This window comes from Burkholderia territorii (assembly GCF_001718335.1).
GTDB lineage: Bacteria > Pseudomonadota > Gammaproteobacteria > Burkholderiales > Burkholderiaceae > Burkholderia > Burkholderia territorii.
The window spans coordinates 1891205-1915965 of record NZ_CP013365.1 but is presented as its reverse complement, the minus strand read 5'-3'; the positions used below and the strand labels follow the sequence as shown (position 1 = coordinate 1915965).

Here is a 24761-nt window from a genome sequence, read left to right as displayed (position 1 = left end):
CGGGCCATCACTTTTTCATGATGGTACGGTGGTCCGGCAATGACATTCGACGCGAACGACGTGGTCCGGCGGCTCGGCGCGCGGCTGAAGATGCGGCATCTGATGCTGCTGCTGCAGATCCAGCAGCACGGGTCGCTGACGCGCGTCGCGGAACACATGGCCAGCAGCCAGCCCGCCGTGACGAACGCGCTGTCCGAGCTGGAAAGCATGTTCGGCACGCCGCTGTTCGAACGCTCGTCGCGCGGGATGCGGCCGACCGCGCTCGGTTCGGTCGTGCTCGAGCGCGCCAGGGCGATGCTGAAGGATCTCGACCATCTCGCCCGCGAAATGGAAGCGGTGGCCGCCGGCCACGCGGCGCATCTGCATATCGGCGTGATTCCGTTTATTTCGGGCCAGATGCTGTCGGCCGCGCTCAAGCGGCTGCAATCGCGGATGGAGCGGCGCCTGACCGTGACGATTCACGAAGGCACCAGCGATCAGCTGCTGCTCCAGCTCAGGGATCACAGCGTGGATCTCGTGATCGGGCGGGCGTCGTCGGCGGTCGACCTGGGGCAGGTCTCGTTCGAGGTCCTTTACCAGCAACAGCCGCGGATGATCGCGAGCCGGCGCCTCGCCGCGAAACTGGCCCGCATGAAGCTCGACTGGGAGAAGCTGCACGCGCTCGACTGGATTCTCGGCGCGCCGCATACGCCGATGCGCGAGCAGGTGACCGACCTGTTCCTGTCGGCCGGCATCGCGCCGCCGGTGCCGATCGTCGAAAGCTACTCGTCGAAGCTGATCGGCGAAATGATCGCGTCGAGCGACGACGCCGTGTCGATCGTGCCGGCCGATATCGCGGAAGAAATGGTGCGCATCGCGGGCGTGGCGATCGTGCCTTACTCGCTGGTCTGGACGCTGCCGCCCATCGCGCTGTTTACCCGCTCCGCCGAATCGCATGCGCCGACGCGCGATCTGCTCGTCCAGGCGCTGCGCGAGATCTGCCGGGAAACCTACGTCGAAGTGCCGCGATGACGCGTCGGGCGCCGGCCCGCCACCGCTGCGGCCGGCATCGGCGCCACGCGTGTTCCGGCATTGCCGCCGACGCGCGCTACGTAGCATCGGGAACGCCGCATCCGGACAAACCCCGCTCCCCGGGAATTCGCCTCAAACCCCCGCCGCACAAGCCACTGCCCGCGCGTAGTGGTTTCCACCGATAGTCGCAAATAGTCAAGAAAAGGTCGCCGCCGGTCGTCTTTCGACCAATATGGCTCGTTACTTTTACTCCCACGATGCAGGCCGGGGCGCACTTCCGCGAACCCGTCGGACATCGGTCCAATCGGGAGAGAAACCATGAAGTCGACAAAGATCGCCGCGTTCGTCGCGGCCGTGCTGGCGACCGGCGCATTCGCGACCGCGGCGCACGCCGAAACGGATGCCGCGACCTGCCGCAACGTACGCTTCGCGGATATCGGCTGGACCGACATCACGTCGACCACGGCGCTCGCGTCGACGGTGTTCGAAGGGCTCGGCTACAAGCCGACGACGACGATCGCATCGGTGCCGATCTCGTTCGCCGGCCTGAAGAGCAAGCAGCTCGACATCTCGCTCGGCTACTGGTGGCCGGTGCAGCAAAAGCAGCTTCAGCCGTTCCTCGACAGCAAGTCGATCAACGTGGTCGAACCGCCGAACCTGTCGGGCGCGAAGGCGACGCTCGCGGTGCCGAGCTACGAATACCAGGCCGGCCTGAAGACCTTCGACGACATCGCGAAACACCGCGCGGAACTCGACGGCAAGATCTACGGGATCGAGCCGGGCAGCAGCGCGAACGCGACGATCCAGAAGATGATCGACACGAATCAGTACGGCCTCGGCGGCTTCAAGCTGGTCGAATCGAGCGAGGCCGGGATGCTCGTGACGGTCGAGCGCGCGATCCGCGAGAAGAAGTGGGTCGTGTTCCTCGGCTGGGAACCGCATCCGATGAACATCCAGATCAGCATGAACTACCTGTCCGGCGGCGATGCGGCGTTCGGCCCGAACTACGGCGAAGCGCGCGTGTACACGCTGACGGCGCCCGACTTCATCTCGCGCTGCCCGAACGCGGGCAAGCTCGTCGAGAACCTGCGCTTCACGACGCAGCTGGAGAACCAGCTGATGCAGTCGGTGATGAACAAGACGAAACCGTCGGAGGCCGCGAAGGCGTATCTGAAGAAGAACCCGCAGGTGCTCGATGCGTGGCTGGCCGGCGTCAAGACGTTCGACGGCAAGGACGGGCTGCCCGCCGTGAAGGCGTATCTCGGCCTGTAACGGCCCGTGCGCGCCGTCGCCGTGCGGCGGCGTGCAGCGAAAATCATCTGTAGTACGACGGAAACCGAACGACACACATCGAATCAAGCGAGGGCTCACGGCATGAACAACGAAGTCATCATCACCTGCGCGGTCACCGGCGCGGGCGACACGGTCGGCAAGCATCCGGCGATTCCGGTCACGCCGAAGGAGATCGCGGCCGCCGCGATCGAAGCGGCGAAGGCCGGTGCGACGGTTGCGCACTGCCACGTGCGCGACCCCCAGACGGGCCGCGGCAGCCGCGACCCGAACCTGTACCGCGAAGTGGTCGACCGGATCCGCTCGGCGGACGTCGACGTGATCATCAACCTGACGGCCGGCATGGGCGGCGATCTGGAGATCGGCCCGGGCGAGGACCCGATGCGCTTCGGCAAGGGCACCGATCTCGTCGGCGGGCTCACGCGGCTCGTGCACGTCGAGGAACTGCTGCCGGAAATCTGCACGCTCGACTGCGGCACGCTGAATTTCGGCGACGGCGACTACATCTACGTGTCGACGCCCGCGCAACTGCGCGCCGGCGCGAAACGCATCCAGGAACTCGGCGTGAAGCCCGAGCTGGAAATCTTCGATACGGGCCATCTTTGGTTCGCGAAGCAGTTGCTGAAGGAAGGGCTGCTCGACGATCCGCCGCTGTTCCAGCTTTGCCTCGGCATTCCGTGGGGCGCGCCGGCCGACACCGGCACGATGAAGGCGATGGTCGACAACCTGCCGCCGGGCGCGCACTGGGCCGGCTTCGGGATCGGCCGCATGCAGATGCCGATGGTCGCGCAGGCGATGCTGCTCGGCGGTCACGTGCGCGTCGGTCTCGAAGACAACATCTGGCTCGATCGCGGTGTGCATGCGACCAACGGCACGCTCGTCGAGCGTGCGCGGGAAATCGTCGAACGCCTCGGCGGCCGCGTGCTGACGCCGGCCGAAGGGCGTCGCAAGCTCGGCCTGCCGGCGCGCGGCGAGCGTCCGCTCGAACGCCGCGCGGCGACCGAATTCGCGTGAGTTTCCAACGCGGGTTCCGATTCAATGCGGCGGCGCGCACGAGCGCGGCCGCCGTCCGATTTCCCTCGATTTGAAGGATGCGTTGACATGGCAGTGAAGACCGACATCAAGACGTTCGCCGCGATCGGCACCGGCGTGATCGGCAGTGGATGGATTTGCCGTGCGCTCGCGCACGGTCTCGACGTGGTCGTCTGGGACCCGGCGCCGGGCGCGGAGGAGCGCTTGCGGGCGAACGTCGCGAACGCATGGCCCGCGCTCGAACGCGTCGGTCTCGCGCCGGGAGCAGATCCCGCGCGGCTGCGCTTCGAGTCGACGATCGAGGCCTGCGTCGCCGACGCGGATTTCATCCAGGAAAGCGCGCCGGAACGCGAGACGCTGAAGCTCGAACTGCACGAACAGATCAGCCGCGCGGCGAAGCCCGACGCGATCATCGCGTCGTCGACGTCGGGGCTGCTGCCGACCGACTTCTACGCGCGCGCGACGCATCCGGAGCGCTGTTTGGTCGGCCATCCGTTCAATCCGGTCTACCTGTTGCCGCTCGTCGAGGTGCTCGGCGGCGCGCGCACGTCGCCGGAAGCGGTCGACGCGGCGATGGCGATCTATCGCAAGCTCGGCATGCGGCCGCTGCACGTGCGCAAGGAGGTGCCGGGCTTCATCGCGGACCGGCTGCTCGAAGCGCTGTGGCGCGAGGCGCTGCATCTCGTCAACGAAGGCGTCGCGACGACCGGCGAGATCGACGATGCGATCCGCTTCGGCGCGGGCATCCGCTGGTCGTTCATGGGCACGTTCCTGACCTATACGCTGGCCGGCGGCGACGCGGGCATGCGACACTTCATGCAGCAGTTCGGCCCCGCGCTCGAACTGCCATGGACGAAGCTGGTCGCGCCGAAGCTGACCGACGAGCTGATCGACAGCGTCGTCGAAGGCACGAGCGAGCAGCAGGGCACGCGCAGCATCAAGGAACTCGAACGCTATCGCGACGAGTGCATCACCGAGGTGCTGAAGGCGATCGCCGCGGTGAAGGCGCGGCACGGGATGCGATTCGAGGACTGAGCGAACATGACCGGCGATACCCCGCTGACGATTTATCACGACGTCGTGCGGCCCGAATGGGTCGACTACAACGGCCATCTGCGCGACGCGTTCTATCTGCTGATCTTCAGCTTCGCGACCGATGCGCTGCTCGACCGCATCGGTCTCGACGATGCCGCGCGCCGCGAGCGGGGCCGCTCGGTCTACACGCTCGAAGCGCACGTGAACTATCTGCAGGAGATCAAGGAAGGCACGCGCGTGCGCGTCGAAGCGCGGGTGTTCGCGCACGACGCGAAGCGGCTGCATCTGTGCCTCGAACTCTTTGCGGACGGCCATGACGGCGCGGTATCGGCGAGCGAGCAGATGCTGCTGCACGTCGCCACGCGCGGCGGCGCGAAGTCGGCGCCGTTCGACGACGACGTCGCCGCGCGCGTGGCCGAACTGCATGCGTTGCAGCGCGATTGCGCGGCGCCTGCGTATGCGGGGCGCGTGATCGGGCTGCCGCCGCGTCGTTAGCATCGACGTTCAACTTTCGACCTTCCACAGCGGAGCGCATACGATGCTCGAACCGGAAATCGAGGCGTTCGTCGCGGCCGTCGACGCCTGGTATCCGGCCGATGCGGCGGCGCGCTCGCCCGTCGAGCAACGCCGCGTCTACGATCGTTTCGCGGCCGCATGGACGCCCGCAACACTGCCGGCCGGCATCGTGCAGCAGGATGCCGTATGGCATGCACCGGACGGCCGCGCGATCGCGCTCCGGCGCTACGCGCCCGCGCACGGCGAGCCGCGCGGCACGGTGCTGTTCTTTCACGGCGGCGGTTTCGTCGTCGGCTCGCTCGACAGTCACGCGCTCATCACCGCGCAACTGGCGGCCGACACGGGCCTTGCCGTGATCGCGGTCGACTACCGGCTCGCGCCCGAGCACCGCGCACCGGCCGCGCTCGAGGATTGCCTGGCCGTCACGCGTGCCGCGCGCGACGCGGCGGGCTGGCCGTTCGGCCCGTGCGCACGGCCGCTGACGCTCGCGGGCGACAGCGCGGGCGGCAATCTCGCGGCGGCCGTCGCGACTGCGCTGCGCGATGCGGGCGAACGCGGCATCGACGGGATCGCACTCGTGTATCCGATGCTCGGGTTCGAACCGCAATCGCCGGCGCGCGAGACGGAAGCGCACGCGCCGATGCTGACGCTCGACGACGTTCATCGCTATCGCGCGCTGTATTGGGGCGATGTGGACGAAACCGCGTTGCACGACGATCCGCTGCTGCGCGCATCGGTGCCGCTCGCGGCGTCGCGCTTCGACGGGCTGCCGCCCGTGCTCGCGATCGGTGCCGAACACGATCCGCTGCGCGACGATGCGCGCGTCTATGTCGAATGCATTCTCGCGGCCGGTGGCGCCGCGCGTTACTGGAGGGGACAGGGGCTGGTGCACGGCTGCTGGCGCGCGCTCGGAACGAGCCCGCAGGCAGCGCGGATGCACCGGATGATCGGCGGGTTTCTGCTCGCACCACACGCGTAGCGGGCGTTTCCGGGAGGCAACGATGCAGGCAGCGCAACACCGTATCGAGGACTGGCGGACCTTTTCCGCCGACGCATCCATTGCGGCGGCGACGATCGGCGATGGAGCGGTGGACATCGAGTGGAGCGACGCGCGACGGTCGCCGTTTCACTTCGACTGGCTGCGCGACAACTGCGCGTGTTCCGCATGCGTGCATGCACTCACGCGCGAACAGGTGTTCGAGATCGCCGATGCGCGCGAGGATCTGGCGGCGCTTGCCGTGCATGTCGAAACCGACGGCGCGCTGCACGTCGAGTGGAACGACGGGCATCGCAGTACGTGGTCGCCAGGATGGTTGCGCGCGCATGCATACGACGATGCGTCACGCGCGGAACGCCAGGCCGCGCATGGGCGGCACGTGTGGGCCGGCGACGATGCGACGGCGATCGGCGTGTTCGCGTGGCGTGACGTGATGGAAGACGACGACGCGTTGCGCGCATGGCTCGCCGCGTTGCAGCGCACCGGTTTGACGCTCGTCGAGGGTGTGCCGCCCGAACGCGGCCGGGTCGACCAGATCGCGCGTCGTGTCGGCCTGATCCGCGAAAGCAATTTCGGTGTGCTGTTCGATGTCGAATCGAAGCCGCGACCGGACAGCAATGCTTATACGTCGCTCAACCTGCCGCCGCACACCGACCTGCCGACGCGCGAATTGCAGCCGGGCGTGCAGTTCCTGCACTGTCTCGCGAACGACGCAACCGGCGGAGACAGCATTTTTCTCGACGGCTTTGCACTCGCCGATGCGCTGCGGCGCGACTATCCGGCCGATTTCGAATGCCTTGCGTCGACACCGTTCGAATTCTGGAACAAGAGTGCGAACAGCGACTACCGGTGTTCGGCGCCGGTGATCGGGCTCGATGCGCGCGGCAACGTCGCGGAAGTGCGCGTCGCGAATTTCCTGCGCGGGCCGCTCGACGCGCCGGCCGGGTCGGTCGCGGCCGTCTATCGCGCGTACCGGCGGTTCCTCGCGCTCGCGCGCGAGCCGCGTTTCCGGGTGCAGCGCCGGCTGCGGGCGGGCGACATGTGGGCATTCGACAACCGGCGCGTGCTGCATGCACGCACCGAGTTCGACCCGTCGACGGGCCGCCGGCATCTGCAGGGCTGCTATGTCGATCGCGACGAACTGCTGTCGCGCTGGCGTGTGCTGTCGCGTGCGGCGACTGCGGCAGCCGCCGCGCGTTGACCACCGCATACCGGGTCGCGACGCATGCGTCGCGGCGGAAAAAGCGCCCGGACGCAGTGCGCCCGGGCGAAGCCACCCGTTGCGGGGCGGCGGAGGTATGCGTTCCGCAAAAAAAGACGAGCCCGCATCACGGGCTCGTCCGGGTACCGTTTCTTCGCGCGGTGCGCGTGCGCCCGCGTGGGCGCATCGGCTTACTGGCCGAAGAAGATCGAGTCGCGCGCGTTCGACGACGCGGCGGCAGCCGGGGCGCCCGAGTGGACGACCGGCGCCGGCTGCGCGCCGTAGCCGCTGGCGTCGGCACCATGCACTCGCGCTTCCGCCGACTGGATGTCGTTCGGGTAGTACGGGCTCGACACGCCCGGCTTGTAGCCGGCTTGTTCGAGCTGAACCAGTTCGTTGCGGACCTGTGCGCGGGTCACGGTGCTTTGTGCGAAAGCGCCGAACGAAGCGGACAGGGCGACAGCGGCAACAACTGCGGAAACGAGCGATTTCATGATGACCTCCGGTGTTTTATTGGGTTCGCTTTCGACACCATGTCTGCAGCGATTGACTAAATCTTAGTCACCGGGTCGTTCAGGGTAAACGCTGATTTTGACGATAGATTGTTTCCGGACTGGTAACAGTTGGCGGCCTTATCAGGCTTTCATTGAGCTTTCTTTTCTGTGAGTGTAATAAGTCTGATGAATGCGGAGGCACGGTGGCGCGCGACTCAGCGCACTCCGGCCGCCGCGTCGAGCGGCTTGGCGGCCGACCGGGCAACGGCCGCGCCCGAGCTCAGGAAACGCACGCCCGTCGCGGCTTCGGATGCCTCCCACAGCAGCGCGGCGACCGCCACGTCGCGTGCCGCGCGCGGCACGCTTGCCGGCGCCGGCAGCCCGCGCGACTCGAACCAGCCGGACGGTCCGATATACGAGCCGCCGGTGAGGTCGGGCGACGTCGCCGCGTGGATCGCGGGAAGCGCGCCCTGGTCGGCCGGTTGTGCGAGATAACGGTTCGCCGCGCGCATCAGCGCGGCGCGCGTGGGCGAACCGTCCATCGCGGGGCCCGCGAACTGCAGATTGGTGGCCGCGTAGCCGGGATGCGCGGCGACGCTGATGCCCGCGAACGCCGCGCGCTGGAAGCGGCGCTGGAGTTCGATCGCGAACACCAGGTTCGCGAGCTTGCTGTCGCAGTAGGCGAGGTAACGGTTGTAGCGGTGTTCGGCCCGCAAATCGTCGACGCGGATGCGTCCGCCGCGATTGAAGCCGCTCGACATCGTCACGACCCGCGCGCGCCGCGCGGCGCGCAATGCGGGCAGCAGATGACCGGTCAACGCGAAATGGCCGAGATGGTTGGTGCCGAACTGCATCTCGAAGCCGTCGCGCGTGTGGCGCAGCGGCAGGAACATTACGCCGGCGTTGTTGCAGAGGATGTCGACGCGGCCGTGGCGGTCGGAGACGTCCGCAGCGAAGCGCTGGATCGACGCGAGATCGGCGAGGTCGAGCGAATCGACTTCGACCCGTGCGGCGGGATGGAACCGGCGGATCGCATTGGCGGCTTGCGCGGCGCGGGCGGCATCGCGACAGCCCATCACGACGGTCGCGCCCTTGGCGGCCAGCGTTTCCGCGATGTGCCATCCGAGGCCGCTGTTCGCGCCGGTCACGACCGCGACCTTGCCGCCCTGCGCCGGGACGTGGCGCGCGCTCCATGCATGCATGTCTGCCTCCATCGGCGTGGCGGCGGGCCGCGACGCGCTATCGTTACATTGAGTGATGTAACGATAGTCCGCGCGGGCGGGGCAGACAAGCGGGGGAACTAGACCGGCAATTCTAGGGGCGGCTTGCGCGTCGGCGTCGGCGTCGCGCGTTACCGGCTGCCGGCCAGCGCGAGTACTTCGGCGGCGGAGATCATTGCGGCCGCGTTCGCCGGCGCCGGGCGCTCGGCCGGGCGGAAAACTTCGTCGCCGCGCTGGATGACCTGGCGCGACAGCGCGCAGGTGCCGGTGCGCTGTGCGAAGCGGCGGCGCCAGCGCTGTTCGCCGTAGTGGCAGCGGCCCGGTTCGACCCAGCGGACGACGAGCAGCGTATCGGAGCGTTCCAGAATTTCGACGTGGACGTCGGCGGGATCGAGCACAGGCAGGGATTTGGAGGCCTTCATTTGCCGTTTCCTAAAGCTCGTGCGGTTTCGGCGGTGGCAGTGGATGTCACTACCCAACGGCGATTCCGTAGCGGTTTCCATGAGTGGTGCGCTAAATGTAAGCGTCTGTGACCGGAAAAAACATCCTGTCTGGCTCAAATTACCTTTTGCCGATTTAGAAACAATCGACGCGCATTTTCTTGAAAAACCAACGACAAAAGCGCCCCGGACGCGAACGCCCGGGGCGGAAAAGCGGACCGCGCCACCGTGTCTGCTCGCTCAGTCACGTGGACAACCGCGGGGGACGGAGGTGCCCGTCAAGGATCGGCGACGGGCGGGTGCGGTGATCCGGGAGGCGCGGTCCGGCGACACCATGATCGCGCGCGCCCCCCGTTGACACCCTGACGGGAACATGACTTTTTTGTCAGTTTCGCTCTACGGCGACACGTCCTGCACGCGCGAGGCCGGCGCAAACCCGCGCCGGCATTGGCTCTGCGGGACAAGCGGTCGATTGCGGAAATCGGAAGAAAACGGCAGGCGTAATCCGCGACACGACCGCCGCCCCGATTCTGCTGCTCGGGAAAATACTGAATCACGCGCTCGTGACAAATCCGGAATCACTTCCTATGATTGGTTGGACCTTTAGTCCTTTGTGCCAATCAGTCGGCGCGGCCGGCTTCTACAGGAGTGCTGCTCATGAGATTGCAGGGCAAGCGTGCGCTGGTGACGGCGGCCGGGCAGGGTATCGGCCGCGCGACGGCGCTGCGGTTCGCGAGCGAGGGCGCCGACGTGCTGGCGACCGACATCAATGAAGCCGCGCTCGCGCAACTCGCGGCCGACGCCGAACGCGCCGGCGGCGCGCTGGCCACGCGGCGGCTCGATGTGACCGATGCAGCCGACGTATCGGCACTCGCCGCGCAAGAGCGCGCGTTCGACGTGCTCTTCAACTGCGCAGGGTTCGTGCACCACGGCACGATTCTCGATTGCGACGAGGCCGCGTGGGCGTTCTCGCTGAACCTCAATGTCACGTCCATGTACCGGCTGATCCGCGCGCTGCTGCCGGCGATGCTGGCAGCGGGCGGCGCGTCGATCATCAACATGGCGTCGGCCGCGTCGAGCGTGAAGGGCGTGCCGAACCGCTTCGTCTACGGCACCACCAAGGCAGCCGTGATCGGCCTGACCAAGGCGGTCGCCGCCGATTTCGTCGAGCGGCGCATCCGTTGCAATGCGATCTGCCCGGGCACGATCGAGTCGCCGTCGCTGGAACAGCGGATCGCCGAGCAGGCGCGTACGCGCCAGGTGTCGACCGACACCGTGCGCGAGGCGTTCGTCGCGCGTCAGCCGATGGGCCGCATCGGCACCGCGGACGAAGTGGCCGCACTCGCGCTGTATCTCGCGTCGGACGAATCTTCGTTCACCACCGGCGCGATTCACCTGATCGATGGCGGCTGGTCGAACTGACCATGCGTTCCCATTCATTTTCACTTTCCGTTTCCGTTCACACGACATGAAACTGCTGAGATTTGGCGAAAAACACCATGAAAAACCGGGCCTGCTCGATGCGCAGGGAAAGATTCGCGATCTGTCGGGCGTGATCGACGACATCGCCGGCGATGCGCTCGTACCCGCGTCGCTCGCGCGGCTGCGCGACATCGACCCGTCGTCGCTGCCGCTCGTCGAAGGCACGCCGCGGCTCGGCGCGTGCGTCGGCCGCGTCGGCAAGTTCATCTGCATCGGGCTCAACTATTCCGACCACGCGGCTGAATCGGGGATGGAAGTCCCGAAGGAGCCGGTCGTGTTCGGCAAATGGACGAGCGCGATCTCGGGGCCGAACGACGACGTCGAGATTCCGCGCGGCTCGGAGAAGACCGACTGGGAAGTCGAGCTCGGCGTGGTGATCGGTCAGGGTGGCCGCTACATCGACGAAGCCGACGCGTTGTCGCACGTCGCCGGCTATTGCGTGGTGAACGACGTATCCGAGCGCGAATACCAGCTCGAGCGCGGCGGCACGTGGGACAAGGGCAAGGGCAACGACACGTTCGGCCCGCTCGGGCCCTGGCTCGTGACGGCGGACGAAGTACCCGACCCGCACGCGCTGCGGCTGTGGCTGGAGGTGGACGGCCACCGCTACCAGAACGGCACGACCGCGACGATGGTGTTCCGCGTGCCGCACCTGATCAGTTACCTGAGCCGTTTCATGAGCCTGCAGCCGGGCGACGTGATCTCGACCGGCACGCCGCCGGGCGTCGGCCTCGGGCAGAAGCCGCCGGTTTATCTGCGCGCCGGGCAGGTGATCACGCTCGGTATCGACGGGCTCGGCGAGCAGCGCCAGCGCACCGTGCAGGCCTGATTTCCTTTTACGGACGGTTCGTTATGCCTATCATTCGATCGATGCGCGTCCTCGACGTGCGCTTCCCGACTTCGCGGCAGCTCGACGGCTCCGATGCGATGAATCCGGACCCGGACTATTCGGCCGCGTACGTCGTGCTCGAAACCGACCGCGACGGGCTCGAGGGCCACGGGCTGACGTTCACGATCGGGCGCGGCAACGAAATCTGCTGTGCGGCGATCGACGCGATGCGTCACCTCGTCGTCGGCCTCGACCTCGACTGGATTCGCGAGGACATGGGCCGCTTCTGGCGGCACGTGACGTCCGACAGCCAGTTGCGCTGGATCGGCCCCGACAAGGGCGCGATTCACCTGGCGACGGGCGCCGTCGTCAATGCGGTGTGGGACCTGTGGGCGAAGGCCGAGGCCAAGCCGCTGTGGCGGCTCGTCGCGGACATGCGCCCAGAGGAAATCGTGCGCGCGATCGATTTCCGCTACCTGACCGATTGCCTGACGCGGGACGAAGCGCTCGACCTGCTGCGGCGGCAGGTGCCGGGCAAGGCCGAGCGGATCGCGACGCTCGAGCGCGACGGCTACCCGTGCTACACGACGTCGGCGGGCTGGCTTGGCTACAGTGACGACAAGCTGCGCCGGCTGTGTCGAGAAGCGGTGGACGCCGGTTTCGACCACGTGAAGCTGAAGGTCGGCGCGAACCTGGAGGACGACATCCGCCGCGTGACGATCGCGCGCGAAGCGATCGGCCCGGACCGCAAGCTGATGATCGACGCGAACCAGGTGTGGGAGGTCGACGTCGCGATCGACTGGGTACGCGAGCTGGCATTCGCGAAGCCGTGGTTCATCGAGGAGCCGACGAGCCCCGACGACGTCGAAGGGCATCGCAAGATCCGCGAGGCGATCGCGCCGGTGCAGGTCGCGACCGGCGAGATGTGCCAGAACCGCGTGCTGTTCAAGCAGTTCATCGCACGCGGCGCGATCGACGTCGTGCAGATCGACGCGTGCCGGCTCGGCGGCGTGAACGAGATTCTCGCGGTGATGCTGCTCGCCGCGAAGTACGGGCTGCCGGTGTGTCCGCATGCGGGCGGCGTCGGGCTGTGCGAATACGTGCAGCATCTGTCGATGATCGACTACGTGTGCATTTCCGGCACCAAGGAAGGGCGCGTGGTCGAATACGTCGATCACCTGCACGAGCATTTCGTCGAACCGTGCGTCGTGCGCGGCGCGGCGTACATGCCGCCGACGGCACCCGGATTTTCGATCGAGATGAAGCCCGAATCGCTCGCGCAGTATCGGTTCCGCGGCTGACGCACGCGGTACGGCGACGCACGATGCGCCGCGCGCAGCCCGCGCGGCGACGACATGAACGACGGAGACGCGAAGTGGATTTGAATCTGCAAGACAAGGTCGTGATCGTGACCGGCGGCGCGTCGGGCATCGGCGCCGCGATCTCGATGCGGCTGGCCCGCGAAGGCGCGATTCCGGTGGTGTTCGCGCGCCACACGCCGGACGACGGCTTCTGGCGCGCACTCGCGCACACGCAGCCGCGCGCCGCGTGCGTGTCCGTCGAACTGCAGGACGACGCGCAATGCCGCGATGCGGTCGCGCAAACCGTCGCGCGTTTCGGCCGCATCGACGGCCTCGTCAACAATGCGGGCATCAACGACGGCATCGGGCTCGATGCCGGGCGCGATGCGTTCGTCGCATCGCTCGAGCGCAACCTGATCCACTACTACGTGATGGCGCATTACTGCGTGCCGCACCTGAAGGCGACACGCGGCGCGATCGTCAATATCTCGTCGAAGACGGCCGTGACCGGGCAGGGCAACACGAGCGGCTATTGCGCGTCGAAGGGCGCGCAACTCGCGCTGACGCGCGAATGGGCGGTCGCATTGCGCAACGACGGCGTGCGCGTGAACGCGGTGATTCCGGCCGAGGTGATGACACCGCTCTACCAGAGCTGGATCGCCGGTTTCGACGACCCGGACGCGAAGCTCGCGGAAATCGCCGGCAAGGTGCCGCTCGGCAAGCGCTTCACGAGCGCCGACGAGATTGCCGACACGGCCGTGTTCCTGCTGTCGGAACGTGCGTCGCACACGACGGGCCAGTGGCTGTTCGTCGATGGCGGCTATACGCATCTCGATCGCGCGATCGACTGAGGGCATCGAGCCATGCAACCCGATCCGAACCCGAGCGCCGCACCCGTCGCACCCGCCGCGCTGATCGAGCTGACCGGCATCGGCAAGCGCTTTCCGGGCGTGCAGGCGCTCGACGATTGCCGGTTCGACCTGCATGCCGGCGAAGTCCACGCGCTGATGGGCGAGAACGGTGCCGGCAAGTCGACGTTGATGAAGATTCTCGCCGGCGTTTATCAGAAGGACGAAGGCGAGATCCGGATGGACGGCCGTACGGTGGAGATCGACGATCCGCGCGCCGCGCAGGCGCTCGGCATCGGCATCATCCATCAGGAACTGAACCTGATGAACCACCTGAGCGTCGCGCAGAACATCTTCATCGGGCGCGAGCCGCGCGGCCGCTTCGGCGTGTTCGTCGACGAAGAAAAGCTCAACCGCGACGCGGCCGCCATCTTCGCGCGGATGCGGCTCGACCTCGATCCGCGCACGCAGGTCGGCCGGCTGACGGTCGCGAAGCAGCAGATGGTCGAGATCGCGAAGGCGCTGTCGTTCGACTCGCGCGTGCTGATCATGGACGAACCGACCGCCGCGCTGAACGACGCGGAGATCGCCGAGCTGTTCCGCATCATCGGCGACCTGCGCGCGCACGGCGTCGGCATCGTCTACATCTCGCACAAGATGGACGAACTGCGCCGGATCGCCGATCGCGTGACGGTGATGCGCGACGGCAAGTACGTCGCGACCGTGCCGATGGCGGACACGTCGATGGACGCGATCATCGCGATGATGGTCGGCCGCCAGCTCGACACGGGATTCCGCACGCCGCCCGACACGTCGGCCAACGAGGTCGCGCTCGAAGTGCGCGGGCTGTCGCGCGGCCGCGCGATCCGCGACGTCGGCTTCACGGTGCGGCGCGGCGAGATTCTCGGCTTCGCGGGGCTGATGGGCGCGGGCCGCACCGAGGTCGCGCGCGCGGTGTTCGGCGCGGACCCGGTCGACGCGGGCGAGATTCGCGTGCACGGCAAGGCCGTGACGATCCGCACGCCGGCCGACGCGGTCGCGCACGGCATCGGCTACCTGTCGGAGGACCGCAAGCACTTCGGGCTCGCGGTCGGCATGGACGTGCAGAACAACATCGCGCTGTCGAGCATGCAGCGCTTCGTGCGCCGCGGCATGTTTCTCGATGCGCGCGGGATGCGCGACACCGCGCAGTCTTACGTGCGGCAGCTCGCGATCCGCACGCCGTCGGTCGCGCAGCCGGTACGCCTGCTGTCGGGCGGCAACCAGCAGAAGATCGTGATCGCGAAGTGGCTGCTGCGCGACTGCGACATCCTGTTCTTCGACGAGCCCACGCGCGGCATCGACGTCGGCGCGAAAAGCGAGATTTACAAGCTGCTCGACGCGCTCGCCGCCGACGGCAAGGCGATCGTGATGATCTCGTCGGAGTTGCCCGAGGTGCTGCGCATGAGCCACCGGATTCTCGTGATGTGCGAAGGGCGCGTGACCGGTGAGCTGCGCGCGGCCGACGCCACGCAGGAAAAGATCATGCAGCTCGCGACGCAGCGCGAGTCGACCGTATTGTCCTGATTCGGACGCCGATCCATACGCCTACCGACCATGTCCAACGATACGCATCCCGTTCCGCCCCTCGCTTCCGGCGACACGCCGGCCGCCGCATCGAGCCTGCGGTCGCGCTTCTTCAATCCGGCCGCGCGGCAGAAGCTGCTCGCGTTCGCGAGCCTCGTGCTGCTGATCGTGTTCTTCAGCTTCGCGTCGTCGAACTTCCTCGAAGTCGACAACCTCGTCGCGATCCTGCAGGCCACCGCCGTGAACGGCGTGCTGGCGGTCGCATGTACGTACGTGATCATCACGTCGGGCATCGACCTGTCGGTCGGCACGCTGATGACGTTCTGCGCGGTGATGGCCGGCGTCGTGCTGACGAACTGGGGGATGCCGCTGCCGCTCGGGATCCTGGCCGCGCTGTGCTTCGGCGCGTTGTCGGGCAGCGTATCGGGTTTCGTGATCGCGAAGATGAAGGTGCCGCCGTTCATCGCGACGCTCGGAATGATGATGCTGCTCAAGGGGCTGTCGCTCGTGATCTCGGGCACGCGGCCGATCTACTTCAACGACACGCCCGGCTTCACGTCGATCGCGCAGGATTCGCTGATCGGCAGCCTGGTGCCCGCGCTGCCGATCCCGAATGCGGTGCTGATCCTGTTCCTCGTCGCGGTCGGCGCGTCGATCGTGCTGAACCGGACCATCTTCGGCCGCTACACGTTCGCGCTCGGCAGCAACGAGGAGGCGCTGCGGCTGTCCGGCGTGAACGTCGACGCGTGGAAGATCGCCGTCTACACGTTCAGCGGCGCGGTGTGCGGGATCGCGGGGCTGCTGATCGCATCGCGGCTGAATTCCGCGCAGCCCGCGCTCGGGCAAGGCTACGAGCTCGACGCGATCGCGGCCGTCGTGATCGGCGGCACGTCGTTGTCGGGCGGCGCGGGCAGCATCGTCGGCACCATCATCGGCGCGTTCATCATGAGCGTGCTGACCAACGGCCTGCGCATCATGTCGGTCGCGCAGGAATGGCAGACGGTCGTGACGGGCGTGATCATCATCCTCGCCGTCTACGTGGACATCCTGCGCCGGCGTCGCCGCTGACGAACGCACGAACGCACATGCGCTTCACCGCCGGCCGGGCCGGCATTTCAGTCGATACCAACCAAGGAGACGCGAAGTGATCAGGAGCAAGGTGTTGAACGCGATCGTCGGGCTGACGTTCGCCGTCGGCGTCACGGCCGGCGCGCACGCGCAGGAAGCCTATATTCCGCTGATTTCGAAGGGCTTCCAGCATCAGTTCTGGCAGGCCGTGAAGGCGGGCGCGATGCAGGCCGCGAAGGACTACAAGGTGAAGGTGACGTTCGAAGGCCCCGAAACCGAGGCGATGGTCGACAAGCAGATCGACATGCTGTCCGCCGCGATCGCGAAGAAGCCGGCCGCGCTCGGCTTCGCGGCGCTCGACAGCAAGGCCGCGCTGCCGCTCCTGAAGAAGGCGCAGGCCGAGAAGATCCCGGTCATCGCGTTCGACTCGGGCGTCGACAGCGACATTCCGGTGACGACGGCCGCGACCAACAACAAGGCCGCCGCCGCGCTCGCCGCCGACAAGCTCGCCGCGCTGATCGGCGACGAGGGCGAGGTGGCCGTGGTCGCGCACGACCAGACGAGCCGCACCGGCATCGACCGCCGCGACGGTTTTCTCGAACGGATGAAAGCGGCGCACCCGAAGGTGCAGGTCGTGACCGTGCAGTACGGCGAAGGCGACCAGCTGAAGTCGACCGAGGTGACGAAGTCGATCCTGCAGGCGTATCCGAAGCTCAAGGGCCTGTTCGGCACCAACGAGGGCTCGGCGATCGGCGTGGTGAACGGTGTGCGCGAGATGAAGCGCAAGGTCGTGATCGTCGGCTACGATTCCGGCAAGCAACAGAAGGACGCGATCCGCAACGGGCTGATGGCCGGCGCGATCACGCAGAACCCGGTTGGCATCGGCTACAAGACGGTCGAAGCGGCCGTGAAGGCGACCAAGGGCGAGAAGCTGCCGAAGGTCATCGATACCGGTTTCTACTGGTACGACAAGACCAACATCGACGACCCGAAGATCACGGCGGTGTTGTACGACTGAGCGTCGCAAAACGCGACGCACGACGATGAAACACGAGGGCACCATGGGCGCAGTGCGTATCGATTCCCACCAGCATTTCTGGCGTTACCGCGCAGCCGACTATCCGTGGATCGGCCCGGGGATGAGCGTGCTCGCCCGCGACTACCTGCCCGACGCGCTGTGGCCGCAGATGCATGCGCAGGCGCTCGGTGCGTCGATTGCGGTGCAGGCGCGTGCCGGACGCGACGAGACGGCATTCCTGCTCGATCTAGCCCGCAACGACGCGCGTATCGCGGCGGTGGTCGGCTGGGAGGATCTCGGTGCGCCGGCGCTTGCCGAGCGCGTCGCCGAATGGGGTAGCCCGAAGCTGCGCGGCTTTCGCCACCAGCTGCAGGACGAAGCCGACGTCGGTGCGTTCGTTGCGGATTCCGCGTTCAATCGCGGCGTCGAATGGTTGCAGGCGAACGGTTACGTGTACGACGTGCTCGTGTTCGAACGTCAGTTGCCCGACGTGCGCGCGTTCTGCGCGCGGCACGATGCGCACTGGCTCGTGCTCGATCATGCGGGCAAGCCGGCGCTCGCGGCGTTCGATCGCGACGACACCGCGCTCGCACGCTGGCGTGCCCGGTTGCGCGAACTGGGCGCGCTACCGCATGTCGTGTGCAAGCTGTCCGGGCTCGTGACGGAGACGGATTGGCGGCGCGGCCTGCGCGGGCAGGACATTCGCCACATCGAGCAATGCCTCGATGCGGCGCTCGATGCGTTCGGCCCGCAGCGGCTGATGTTCGGATCGGACTGGCCCGTATGCCTGCTCGCGGCATCGTACGACGAAGTCGCGTCGCTGATCGAGCGCTGGGCCGAGGCGCGGTTGTCGGCGGCCGAGCGCGATGCGTTGTGGGGCGGTACGGCCGCGCGGTGCTACGCGGTGCCGGGCGATACGAAGCCCGGCATATAGAATAGGCGCGAGCGGCCTGACGCTGCATTCGTCAGACCGTCCGCAACGCAACCGCTTATCCGTATCGACGTATGTCCATCCAGCCGATTCAGAACCGCCGCCTCTACCAGCAGATCGCCGACAAGCTCAGCGCGATGATCGAGTCAGGCGATTTCCCGCCGGGCAGTTATTTGCCGCCCGAGCGCGAACTGGCCGAGCAGTTCGGCGTGTCGCGCACATCGGTGCGCGAGGCGCTGATCGCGCTCGAGGTGAACGGTCTCGTCAGCGTGCGCGTCGGCGACGGCGTGAAGGTGCGGCAACCCGAAGCGGCCAGCGCGCCGGACTCGCGAATCGGCACGACGGTCGCGCCGTTCTCGATCGTCGAGATCGATCCGGAGCTGGGCATCGCGATCGATCTCGATACCGAAATCCCGCCGTTCGCGCTGCTGCAGGCGCGCCGATTGATCGAGCCGGAGGCCGCGTCGCTCGCCGCGAAACACGGCTCGGACGCCCAAATCGAAGGGATTCACGAGGCGTTCCTGCGCAACCAGGAAGACAACCGCAGCGGCTCGCTCACGCATCCGGGCGACCGGCTGTTCCATATCCGTATCGCGGAAGCGAGCGACAACCCCGCTTATGCGCTGATGATCAAGCAACTGCTCGCGCACAAGTACGACCTGATGTTCCAGCGGCTGCAGTCGCTGTACATGCCGAACGACATGCCGCATCGGTCCGAGCTCGAACACCGCGCGATCCTCGATGCAATCCGCGCGCGCGACCCGGAGGCCGCGCGCCGCGCGATGGCCGAGCATCTCGACGAAGTGATCCGGATCTTCGGTCGCGCGCTCGACTGAGCGCGCGAGGTCAGAACCGGTCGGCGCGGTAAGGCGCCGGATCGGTGAACGGCGTTTCGCCGGTCATCATCTCGGCCAGCAGGCGGCCGGAGACGGGCCCGAGCGTCAGCCCGTGATGGTTGTGCCCGAACGAGAACCATAGCCCGCGATGCGCGGGCGCGGGGCCGATCACCGGCCGCATGTCCGGCGTGCACGGGCGGAAGCCGAGCCACGGATGCGGGTCGAGCCGCTCGCCGAAGCCGAACACCGGGCGCGCGATGCGTTCCGCGCGATCGAGCTGCACGCCGGTTGGCGGCACGCCGCGCCGCGCGATCTCGACGCCGGTGGTCAGCCGCAATCCGCGCCGCATCGGCGCGATCACGTAGCCGTATTCGCGATCGACGATCGGCGCCGACGGCGTGCCGCGCTCGGACGGCGCGTAGTGCATGTGATAGCCGCGCTTCTCGCGCAGCGGAATCTTGTAGCCGAACTTGCCGAACACCGTGTCGGACCACGGGCCGAGCGCGACGACCACGGCCGGCGCGGCGATCTCGCCTTCGTCGGTGGCGACCTGCCAGCCGGGCGACAGTGCGTCGAGGCTCGCGGCGTCGCCGGTGAGCAGCGTGCCGCCGCCTTGCACGAACAGTTGCGCATAGCTTTTGACGAGCGCGGACGGATCGACGACGCTTTTCGGATCGAGCCAGTGCAGCGCACCGCAGAAGCCCGCCGCGATGCTCGGCTCCCGTGCGCGAAGCGCGGCGGCGTCGAGCGGCGTGATGCCGAGCCCGTGGCGGCGCGCGGTGAGTCCGGCATCGGCGACCGCGCGTTCGAACGCGGCCGGCGTGCGGAACGCTTCCATCCAGCCGCTGGCGCGCACCAGCTCCCCGGCGCCGGCGCGCGCGATCAGCGCGTCGTGCTCGACGATGCAGCGCTCGATCAGCGGCAGCATGTCGCGCGACGCCGCCGCATGGCGCAGCGGCGCCGATTCCCACCAGAAACGCGCAAGCCAAGGCGCGAACGCGGGCAGCGACGCGCTGTGCCAGTAGAGATCGGTGGAGCGGTTGAGCGCGTAGCGCATCAGCGTGAACGGGCTGCGCGGGAACGGATACGGTTCGATCGACGAGCGTTCGATCAGCCCCGCATTGCCGAAGCTCGTGCCTTCGCCGGGCGCGCCGCGATCGACGAGGGCGACCTTGCGGCCGCGATCCTGCAGGTGCAGCGCGGCGGAGACGCCGATGATGCCCGCGCCTAGAACGATGACGTCGAAGTCCATGGAGGATGCCGAGATGCAATGGTTGGGCGAAGAGGGCCGCGTTTCGTTTTGACGCGAATGCGGTTCGGAACCCAAGGATACCTCCGCCGGGCGCGGGCGACGCAACGATCGTCAGTCGCACACGACACGTGCGGTGCGCGCCGGCGCGCAGCGTGAAGGCCGTCGGTGCGGGCAAATTGAATTTCAGGGCATCGCTGGATTACCCGACATATTCGGCGGAGAAAATCGGATCGTGCGTTTCCAGAGAGACGAATTCATCGCCGGCGCATGCAGTCGATGCCATGCGCCGCGATTTTGACTTTCTCGTGATTTCGGAAACCCGGATGCGCTGGCGCGCTGCTCGTGGGTCGCGAGTTTTCTGAATCGCCGGCGCGCGATCATTTGAGCGTTCGGAAAATTGTGCCGTGCTGCATTGCGGAAACGTCAAAATTACGCGTCGTGAAAACACGGAAATATTCGAGTGGGAAGCTTAATTGAAAGTATGGACGGGTGTGAGTCGTGCCGTTATGATGGCGCCGCTTGTCTGGAGAGATAGATAATCTCCGCCACAAAAGAGACATATATCGAGCGGGAAATATCGGTTTGCTCCGATGCCGTTGTATTGGCGAATGCTGTTTCGAAGATCGCGGAAAAATTCGAAGAAGCATATCCCGGCGAACGTCCGTTTCGAAATGATCATTTCGGATCGACATGCAGTAAAACCGCGCCGCATGCGTCGCGGTAACCAGAAATAAGAAAGCGAGAGGGCCCATGAAAGAGATGCCAGGAAGCGTCGGGGTAGCCGAATCCGCGGGATCGTCTCCGCCTGCGGGCGCGCTGACATCCGGCGCGATGCAAATGGCGTCGGCGGCGAACCCCGTGGTCGGCAAGATCGCGCCGACCGCGTCGGCCGTCATGCAGGCGCTGGCCGCCGGCGGCAATCCGGCCCAGATTGCGGCGTCGATGGCCGCCCCGGCGGCAGGCATGCTGAATCCGCTCGCCGGGCAACTCGCTTCCGGCGCGATGTCCGGCATGGGCGCGGCGCTTGCCTCACCGTCGCCGATGGCCGCCGCCGCGCCGCCCGACGATCACCCGCTGTCCGGGCAACCGCTTTCCGACCTGGCCTCCGAGCCGCAATTCTTCGTGCCGGGCCAGGCGCCCGGCCCGTCCGCCGCCGCGGCATCGGCGTTGCCGTTCAGCGAGACGACCCGTCTGCTTCGATTCCAGTCGTCGCTGACCGGCTCCCGCGCGCTGTCGATCGCGGCGATCAAGGGCGGCGAAGCGCTGTCGCAGATGCCGAGCTACACGCTGGACCTGATCACGCAAAATCCGTCGATCGATCTGAAGGACGTGCTGAATCAGGCAGTCGCCGTCAATATCATGCTGCGGGACGGATCGGAGCGGCAGATCCACGGCTATCTGGTGCGCTTCGGGTTCGAACGCAACGACGGCGGCATCGCGCATTACCGCGGCGAGCTGGTGCCGTGGCTGTGGTATCTCGGCAAGCGGGTCAACAGTCGCATCTATCAGCAGGTCACGGTGCTCGACGTGTTGCGCAAGGTTTTCGCCGATTACGGCGCGCTGGTCGATTACCAGACGCACATCAAGCAGGAACTGAAGTCCGAGGATTACGTCGTCCAGTTCCAGGAGAGCGACCTGAATTTCGTCAGCCGGCTGCTCGAGCGGCACGGGCTGTTCTACTACTTCGAATATCGGCAGGACGGTCACACGCTCGTGATCGCCGACGATTCGACGTCGTGTCCCGATCAGGCGCACGATCCCGTCGTCACCTACAACGCGGCGAGCGGCGTGCAGCAGGCCGACCGGCTGACCGCGCTGTCGGCCAGCCGGGAAACCCAGCCCGGCGTGGTCGCGCTGCATACCTTCGACTACAAGCACCCGAAGAGTCGGCCATACGTCGAGTTGCCGACGCTGGCCGACCAGGGCAACGCGCCGAAGCTCGAGGTATACGACGGCAATTCCGCATTCGCGTACAAGGACGCCAGCGAGGGCGAGGCGGAAGCCAAGCGCCGGCTCGAAGTGTACGAGTGGCAGGCCAAGGTGTTCCGGGGCGAATCGGGATGCCGCGGGCTCACCGTCGGCCGCAAGTTCAGGATCGACGGGCACTTCTGGTTCGATCCGGCCAAGCAGGACGACAACGAATTCCTCGTCGTCGGCATCGAGATCGACGCCAAGAACAATTTCGACGATGCGTCGACGCAACCCGGCAGTTTCCGCAGCACGCTCACGCTGATCCGCAGCAAGATTCCGTATCGTCCGGTGCGGCAGCATGAGAAGCCGATCATGCCCGGACCGCAGAGCGCGATCGTGGTCGGCCCGAAGGGGCAGGAAATCCATACGGACGGGATGGGCCGCATCAAGGTCCAGTTTCCGTGGGACCGCTACGGCAAGAACGACCACGAGAGTTCCTGCTGGATCCGCGTGTCGCAGCCGTGGGCGGGACGCGGCTGGGGAACCGTCGCGATTCCGCGCGTGAACCAGGAAGTCATCGTCGACTTCCTGAACGGCGACCCGGATCGGCCGATCATCGTCGGCCGCATGTTCAACGCCGAGCAGACGCCGCCGTATGCGTTACCCGACGGCGCGCACCAGATGGGCTTCCACAGCAATTCCACGCCGGGCGGCGGCGGGTTCTGCGAGATCGTGATCCACGACAGGAAGGGCGACGAACTGGTCAATATCCATAGTCAGAAGGATATGGCCACGACCGTCCAGAACAATCACGTGACGGTCGTAAACGGCCCGAACCAGACCAATATCGTCTCGCAGGGCCAGCACGCGAACATCGTGCGCAAGGCGATTTCCGTGCAGTCGCAGGACGAGCACATTCAGCACACCGCAAAGACGGCCGTGATCCTGCATGCGCAGGAACAGCATATGGCGCTCAAGGCGAAGGGCCCCGTGCAGATCGAATCCGATACCGAGCACGTGCATGTGAAGGGCTCGCAATCGATCATCCTCGAATGCGGAAAGGCGAAGATCACGCTGTCGGCAGACGGACAGATCGTGATCGACGGCACGCGCGTCGTCGTGCTCGGTTCGCAAAGCGTCGACCTGAATCCCGACGGGGCGACCGGGCCGGCATCACCGCCGCTCGTGCCCGTCACCGACCCGAGCACGCCGGCACCCGATCTCGCGGCGCCGGTGGCCGGAGGCGGCGGCGGTGGCGGCGGTGGTGGTGCCGCGGCGGCTGCGCCCCGTCATGGGAAGAAGCACGGAAAGGCCCCGGGGAAGAAGGCCGTGACGACCGGGCTGGGCCCCGGTGTCGACCAGCTCGCCGCGAAATCGCCTACGCTCGAACATGACATCGCGAAACTGCAGAAGGACGGCTGGCACATCGAGTATGGCCCCGCGAACAAGGGCTCGTCCACGAACAAGAGCGGACAACCGCCGACGATCGTGATCGACGGCGCCGACCGCGAGAACCCGAAGGCCGTGGTCCAGGCGCTCGCGCATGAGACCGGCCATGCGCTGTATCAGGGCACGCCGGACTATTCATCCAGAACCAGCTACGTCAATAGCGAACTGGCGGATGAAGGCGCGGCCACGATGAACAACATCAAGGTGCAGCGCGAAATTCTCGCGCACGGCGGCCCGAACATCAGTATCGCCGGCAATCCGGACAATGCGCCGGCCTACAACGCAGCGTACAACCGGTTCCTGCATGACGGCGACGCAAGCGCGGCGCGCGCCGCGATCGGGCATGTCTACGGCACCGGAGAATATGCGTCCGTGCCGGTCAACGGCCAGTATGTCAATTATCAAACCTACTACGGAAGCTGGTATGACCGTAACTACCCGTCCCACTAAGCGCGGCCGTGGCGCGGCGATCGTCGCGCCGCTGTTGCTCGCACTGTCGCTGGGCGTGACGCCGGCCTGTTCGGAGGGATCGAAGAAGATGCACACAACCGTTCAACTCAGTCTCTGGCAATTGATCGACCAGCTCGGTGCCCAACAGCCGATCCGGCGCGAGCCCGTCGAGCACCTGCTTCACACGACGCTCGCCCGTACCGAATCGAGCAACGAATACTTCACGTTCTGGAGCAACGGCGACGGGGCCCCGATCGCGCTCGACGACGGCACGCGGATCGAGCGAATCGTGCTGCGGACGAGCAACGAAGGCGACGCGCGCGGGGCGCTCACGTTGACGCTGTCCGGCCGTTGCATCCGCCGCGACGACGTGAAGGGGCGTTTTGCCGGGATGCGCATCGCCGGCGCGCCGTCGGGCCGCTCGCCGAACGAGGAAACGACATTCCGCTCGGAGACCGCGTGGGGCGAACTCGTGTTCGGGTTCGCGGAGCGCAACCCCGATTGCCTGTCGAGCGTCGGCTTCGGCGAGAAGACGAAGTAACGCGCCGCCGGGACGCATGCGTCCGGATCAACGAAAGGAAGAA

Annotated in this window: 22 protein-coding genes; 18 read left to right on the top strand and 4 right to left on the bottom strand. The window is 66.7% G+C overall.

Annotated elements, in window-relative coordinates; all coding sequences use genetic code 11:
• Positions 1-39 precede the first annotated feature (39 nt).
• The 7 genes from WS51_RS08500 (at position 40) to WS51_RS08470 (ending at position 7082) form a co-directional block, all read left to right on the top strand.
• Positions 40-1011 carry a LysR substrate-binding domain-containing protein gene (locus tag WS51_RS08500; RefSeq protein WP_069228940.1) on the top strand — a complete coding sequence of 324 codons (972 nt, stop codon included), beginning with the start codon at positions 40-42 and terminating at the stop codon, positions 1009-1011.
• 318 nt (positions 1012-1329) lie between these two features.
• The gene (locus WS51_RS08495; protein WP_059447728.1) at positions 1330-2283 is read left to right on the top strand and encodes a choline ABC transporter substrate-binding protein; all 954 of its coding nucleotides are present in this window, start codon (positions 1330-1332) and stop codon (positions 2281-2283) included.
• Between the two features lie 102 nt (positions 2284-2385).
• Entirely contained in the window at positions 2386-3315 is a 930-nt protein-coding gene (gene cdhC / locus WS51_RS08490) for a 3-dehydrocarnitine:acetyl-CoA trimethylamine transferase CdhC (protein WP_059504157.1), read from the top strand.
• Between the two features lie 87 nt (positions 3316-3402).
• Positions 3403-4368, top strand: a complete 966-nt coding sequence (locus WS51_RS08485) for an L-carnitine dehydrogenase (RefSeq protein ID WP_059504155.1) — start codon at positions 3403-3405, stop codon at positions 4366-4368.
• A 6-nt stretch (positions 4369-4374) separates the two neighbouring features.
• Complete coding sequence (locus WS51_RS08480; protein ID WP_069228939.1) at positions 4375-4863, top strand: thioesterase family protein; 489 nt, start codon at positions 4375-4377, stop codon at positions 4861-4863.
• A 43-nt stretch (positions 4864-4906) separates the two neighbouring features.
• Positions 4907-5863, top strand: coding sequence for an alpha/beta hydrolase (locus WS51_RS08475; RefSeq protein WP_059544294.1), 957 nt, complete (start codon positions 4907-4909; stop codon positions 5861-5863).
• Positions 5864-5885: 22 nt separating this feature from the next.
• A complete protein-coding gene (locus tag WS51_RS08470) occupies positions 5886-7082 on the top strand; it encodes a TauD/TfdA family dioxygenase (protein WP_059504149.1) in 1197 nt (398 codons plus the stop codon).
• A gap of 191 nt (positions 7083-7273) precedes the next feature.
• On the opposite strand, the gene WS51_RS08465 is transcribed toward WS51_RS08470, so the two are convergent.
• The 3 genes from WS51_RS08465 to WS51_RS08455 all read right to left on the bottom strand — a co-directional run bounded on the left by WS51_RS08465 (position 7274) and on the right by WS51_RS08455 (position 9218).
• Positions 7274-7576, bottom strand: coding sequence for a DUF4148 domain-containing protein (locus tag WS51_RS08465; protein ID WP_059447722.1), 303 nt, complete (start codon positions 7574-7576; stop codon positions 7274-7276).
• A 215-nt stretch (positions 7577-7791) separates the two neighbouring features.
• Complete coding sequence (locus WS51_RS08460; protein WP_059868060.1) at positions 7792-8778, bottom strand: oxidoreductase; 987 nt, start codon at positions 8776-8778, stop codon at positions 7792-7794.
• Positions 8779-8927: 149 nt separating this feature from the next.
• Positions 8928-9218: a DUF3331 domain-containing protein gene (locus WS51_RS08455; protein ID WP_044847789.1), complete on the bottom strand. Its 291-nt coding sequence runs from the start codon at positions 9216-9218 to the stop codon at positions 8928-8930.
• A gap of 675 nt (positions 9219-9893) precedes the next feature.
• Here WS51_RS08455 and WS51_RS08450 point away from each other — a divergent pair.
• The 9 genes from WS51_RS08450 (at position 9894) to WS51_RS08410 (ending at position 19115) form a co-directional block, all read left to right on the top strand.
• Positions 9894-10658, top strand: a complete 765-nt coding sequence (locus tag WS51_RS08450) for an SDR family oxidoreductase (RefSeq protein WP_059447720.1) — start codon at positions 9894-9896, stop codon at positions 10656-10658.
• Positions 10659-10704: 46 nt separating this feature from the next.
• Complete coding sequence (locus WS51_RS08445; protein WP_059769078.1) at positions 10705-11547, top strand: ureidoglycolate lyase; 843 nt, start codon at positions 10705-10707, stop codon at positions 11545-11547.
• 23 nt (positions 11548-11570) lie between these two features.
• Positions 11571-12848, top strand: coding sequence for an L-fuconate dehydratase (locus WS51_RS08440; RefSeq protein WP_060176587.1), 1278 nt, complete (start codon positions 11571-11573; stop codon positions 12846-12848).
• 74 nt (positions 12849-12922) lie between these two features.
• A complete protein-coding gene (locus WS51_RS08435) occupies positions 12923-13699 on the top strand; it encodes an SDR family oxidoreductase (protein WP_059868040.1) in 777 nt (258 codons plus the stop codon).
• A 12-nt stretch (positions 13700-13711) separates the two neighbouring features.
• Positions 13712-15262 carry a sugar ABC transporter ATP-binding protein gene (locus WS51_RS08430; protein WP_059950403.1) on the top strand — a complete coding sequence of 517 codons (1551 nt, stop codon included), beginning with the start codon at positions 13712-13714 and terminating at the stop codon, positions 15260-15262.
• A gap of 30 nt (positions 15263-15292) precedes the next feature.
• Positions 15293-16330, top strand: coding sequence for an ABC transporter permease (locus tag WS51_RS08425; protein WP_059447715.1), 1038 nt, complete (start codon positions 15293-15295; stop codon positions 16328-16330).
• 76 nt (positions 16331-16406) lie between these two features.
• Complete coding sequence (locus tag WS51_RS08420) at positions 16407-17348, top strand: ABC transporter substrate-binding protein (RefSeq protein ID WP_059447714.1); 942 nt, start codon at positions 16407-16409, stop codon at positions 17346-17348.
• Between the two features lie 43 nt (positions 17349-17391).
• Positions 17392-18282: an L-fucono-1,5-lactonase gene (locus tag WS51_RS08415; RefSeq protein ID WP_069228938.1), complete on the top strand. Its 891-nt coding sequence runs from the start codon at positions 17392-17394 to the stop codon at positions 18280-18282.
• 71 nt (positions 18283-18353) lie between these two features.
• On the top strand, positions 18354-19115 hold the full coding sequence (locus tag WS51_RS08410; RefSeq protein WP_059447712.1) for a FadR/GntR family transcriptional regulator: 762 nt from the start codon (positions 18354-18356) through the stop codon (positions 19113-19115).
• A gap of 10 nt (positions 19116-19125) precedes the next feature.
• Here the strand turns inward: WS51_RS08410 and WS51_RS08405 are convergent, their stop codons facing one another.
• The gene (locus WS51_RS08405; protein WP_069228937.1) at positions 19126-20367 is read right to left on the bottom strand and encodes an NAD(P)/FAD-dependent oxidoreductase; all 1242 of its coding nucleotides are present in this window, start codon (positions 20365-20367) and stop codon (positions 19126-19128) included.
• Between the two features lie 831 nt (positions 20368-21198).
• On the opposite strand from WS51_RS08405, the gene WS51_RS08400 reads away from it, so the two are divergent.
• The gene (locus tag WS51_RS08400) at positions 21199-24177 is read left to right on the top strand and encodes a type VI secretion system Vgr family protein (protein WP_059769088.1); all 2979 of its coding nucleotides are present in this window, start codon (positions 21199-21201) and stop codon (positions 24175-24177) included.
• Complete coding sequence (locus WS51_RS08395) at positions 24152-24718, top strand: hypothetical protein (RefSeq protein WP_155623697.1); 567 nt, start codon at positions 24152-24154, stop codon at positions 24716-24718. Before WS51_RS08400 ends, WS51_RS08395 begins: the two co-directional genes overlap by 26 nt.
• Positions 24719-24761: the final 43 nt, after the last annotated feature.

Coding starts and splice junctions, on each gene's coding strand:
- WS51_RS08470 (WP_059504149.1), top strand. CDS start 5,886: ATGCAGGCAGCGCAACACCGTATCGAGGACTGGCGGACCTTTTCCGCC.
- cdhC (WP_059504157.1), top strand. CDS start 2,386: ATGAACAACGAAGTCATCATCACCTGCGCGGTCACCGGCGCGGGCGAC.
- WS51_RS08450 (WP_059447720.1), top strand. CDS start 9,894: ATGAGATTGCAGGGCAAGCGTGCGCTGGTGACGGCGGCCGGGCAGGGT.
- WS51_RS08425 (WP_059447715.1), top strand. CDS start 15,293: ATGTCCAACGATACGCATCCCGTTCCGCCCCTCGCTTCCGGCGACACG.
- WS51_RS08410 (WP_059447712.1), top strand. CDS start 18,354: ATGTCCATCCAGCCGATTCAGAACCGCCGCCTCTACCAGCAGATCGCC.
- WS51_RS08500 (WP_069228940.1), top strand. CDS start 40: ATGACATTCGACGCGAACGACGTGGTCCGGCGGCTCGGCGCGCGGCTG.
- WS51_RS08415 (WP_069228938.1), top strand. CDS start 17,392: ATGGGCGCAGTGCGTATCGATTCCCACCAGCATTTCTGGCGTTACCGC.
- WS51_RS08465 (WP_059447722.1), bottom strand. CDS start 7,576: ATGAAATCGCTCGTTTCCGCAGTTGTTGCCGCTGTCGCCCTGTCCGCT.
- WS51_RS08405 (WP_069228937.1), bottom strand. CDS start 20,367: ATGGACTTCGACGTCATCGTTCTAGGCGCGGGCATCATCGGCGTCTCC.
- WS51_RS08460 (WP_059868060.1), bottom strand. CDS start 8,778: ATGCATGCATGGAGCGCGCGCCACGTCCCGGCGCAGGGCGGCAAGGTC.
- WS51_RS08395 (WP_155623697.1), top strand. CDS start 24,152: ATGACCGTAACTACCCGTCCCACTAAGCGCGGCCGTGGCGCGGCGATC.
- WS51_RS08495 (WP_059447728.1), top strand. CDS start 1,330: ATGAAGTCGACAAAGATCGCCGCGTTCGTCGCGGCCGTGCTGGCGACC.
- WS51_RS08400 (WP_059769088.1), top strand. CDS start 21,199: ATGCAAATGGCGTCGGCGGCGAACCCCGTGGTCGGCAAGATCGCGCCG.
- WS51_RS08475 (WP_059544294.1), top strand. CDS start 4,907: ATGCTCGAACCGGAAATCGAGGCGTTCGTCGCGGCCGTCGACGCCTGG.
- WS51_RS08445 (WP_059769078.1), top strand. CDS start 10,705: ATGAAACTGCTGAGATTTGGCGAAAAACACCATGAAAAACCGGGCCTG.
- WS51_RS08485 (WP_059504155.1), top strand. CDS start 3,403: ATGGCAGTGAAGACCGACATCAAGACGTTCGCCGCGATCGGCACCGGC.
- WS51_RS08430 (WP_059950403.1), top strand. CDS start 13,712: ATGCAACCCGATCCGAACCCGAGCGCCGCACCCGTCGCACCCGCCGCG.
- WS51_RS08480 (WP_069228939.1), top strand. CDS start 4,375: ATGACCGGCGATACCCCGCTGACGATTTATCACGACGTCGTGCGGCCC.
- WS51_RS08440 (WP_060176587.1), top strand. CDS start 11,571: ATGCCTATCATTCGATCGATGCGCGTCCTCGACGTGCGCTTCCCGACT.
- WS51_RS08455 (WP_044847789.1), bottom strand. CDS start 9,218: ATGAAGGCCTCCAAATCCCTGCCTGTGCTCGATCCCGCCGACGTCCAC.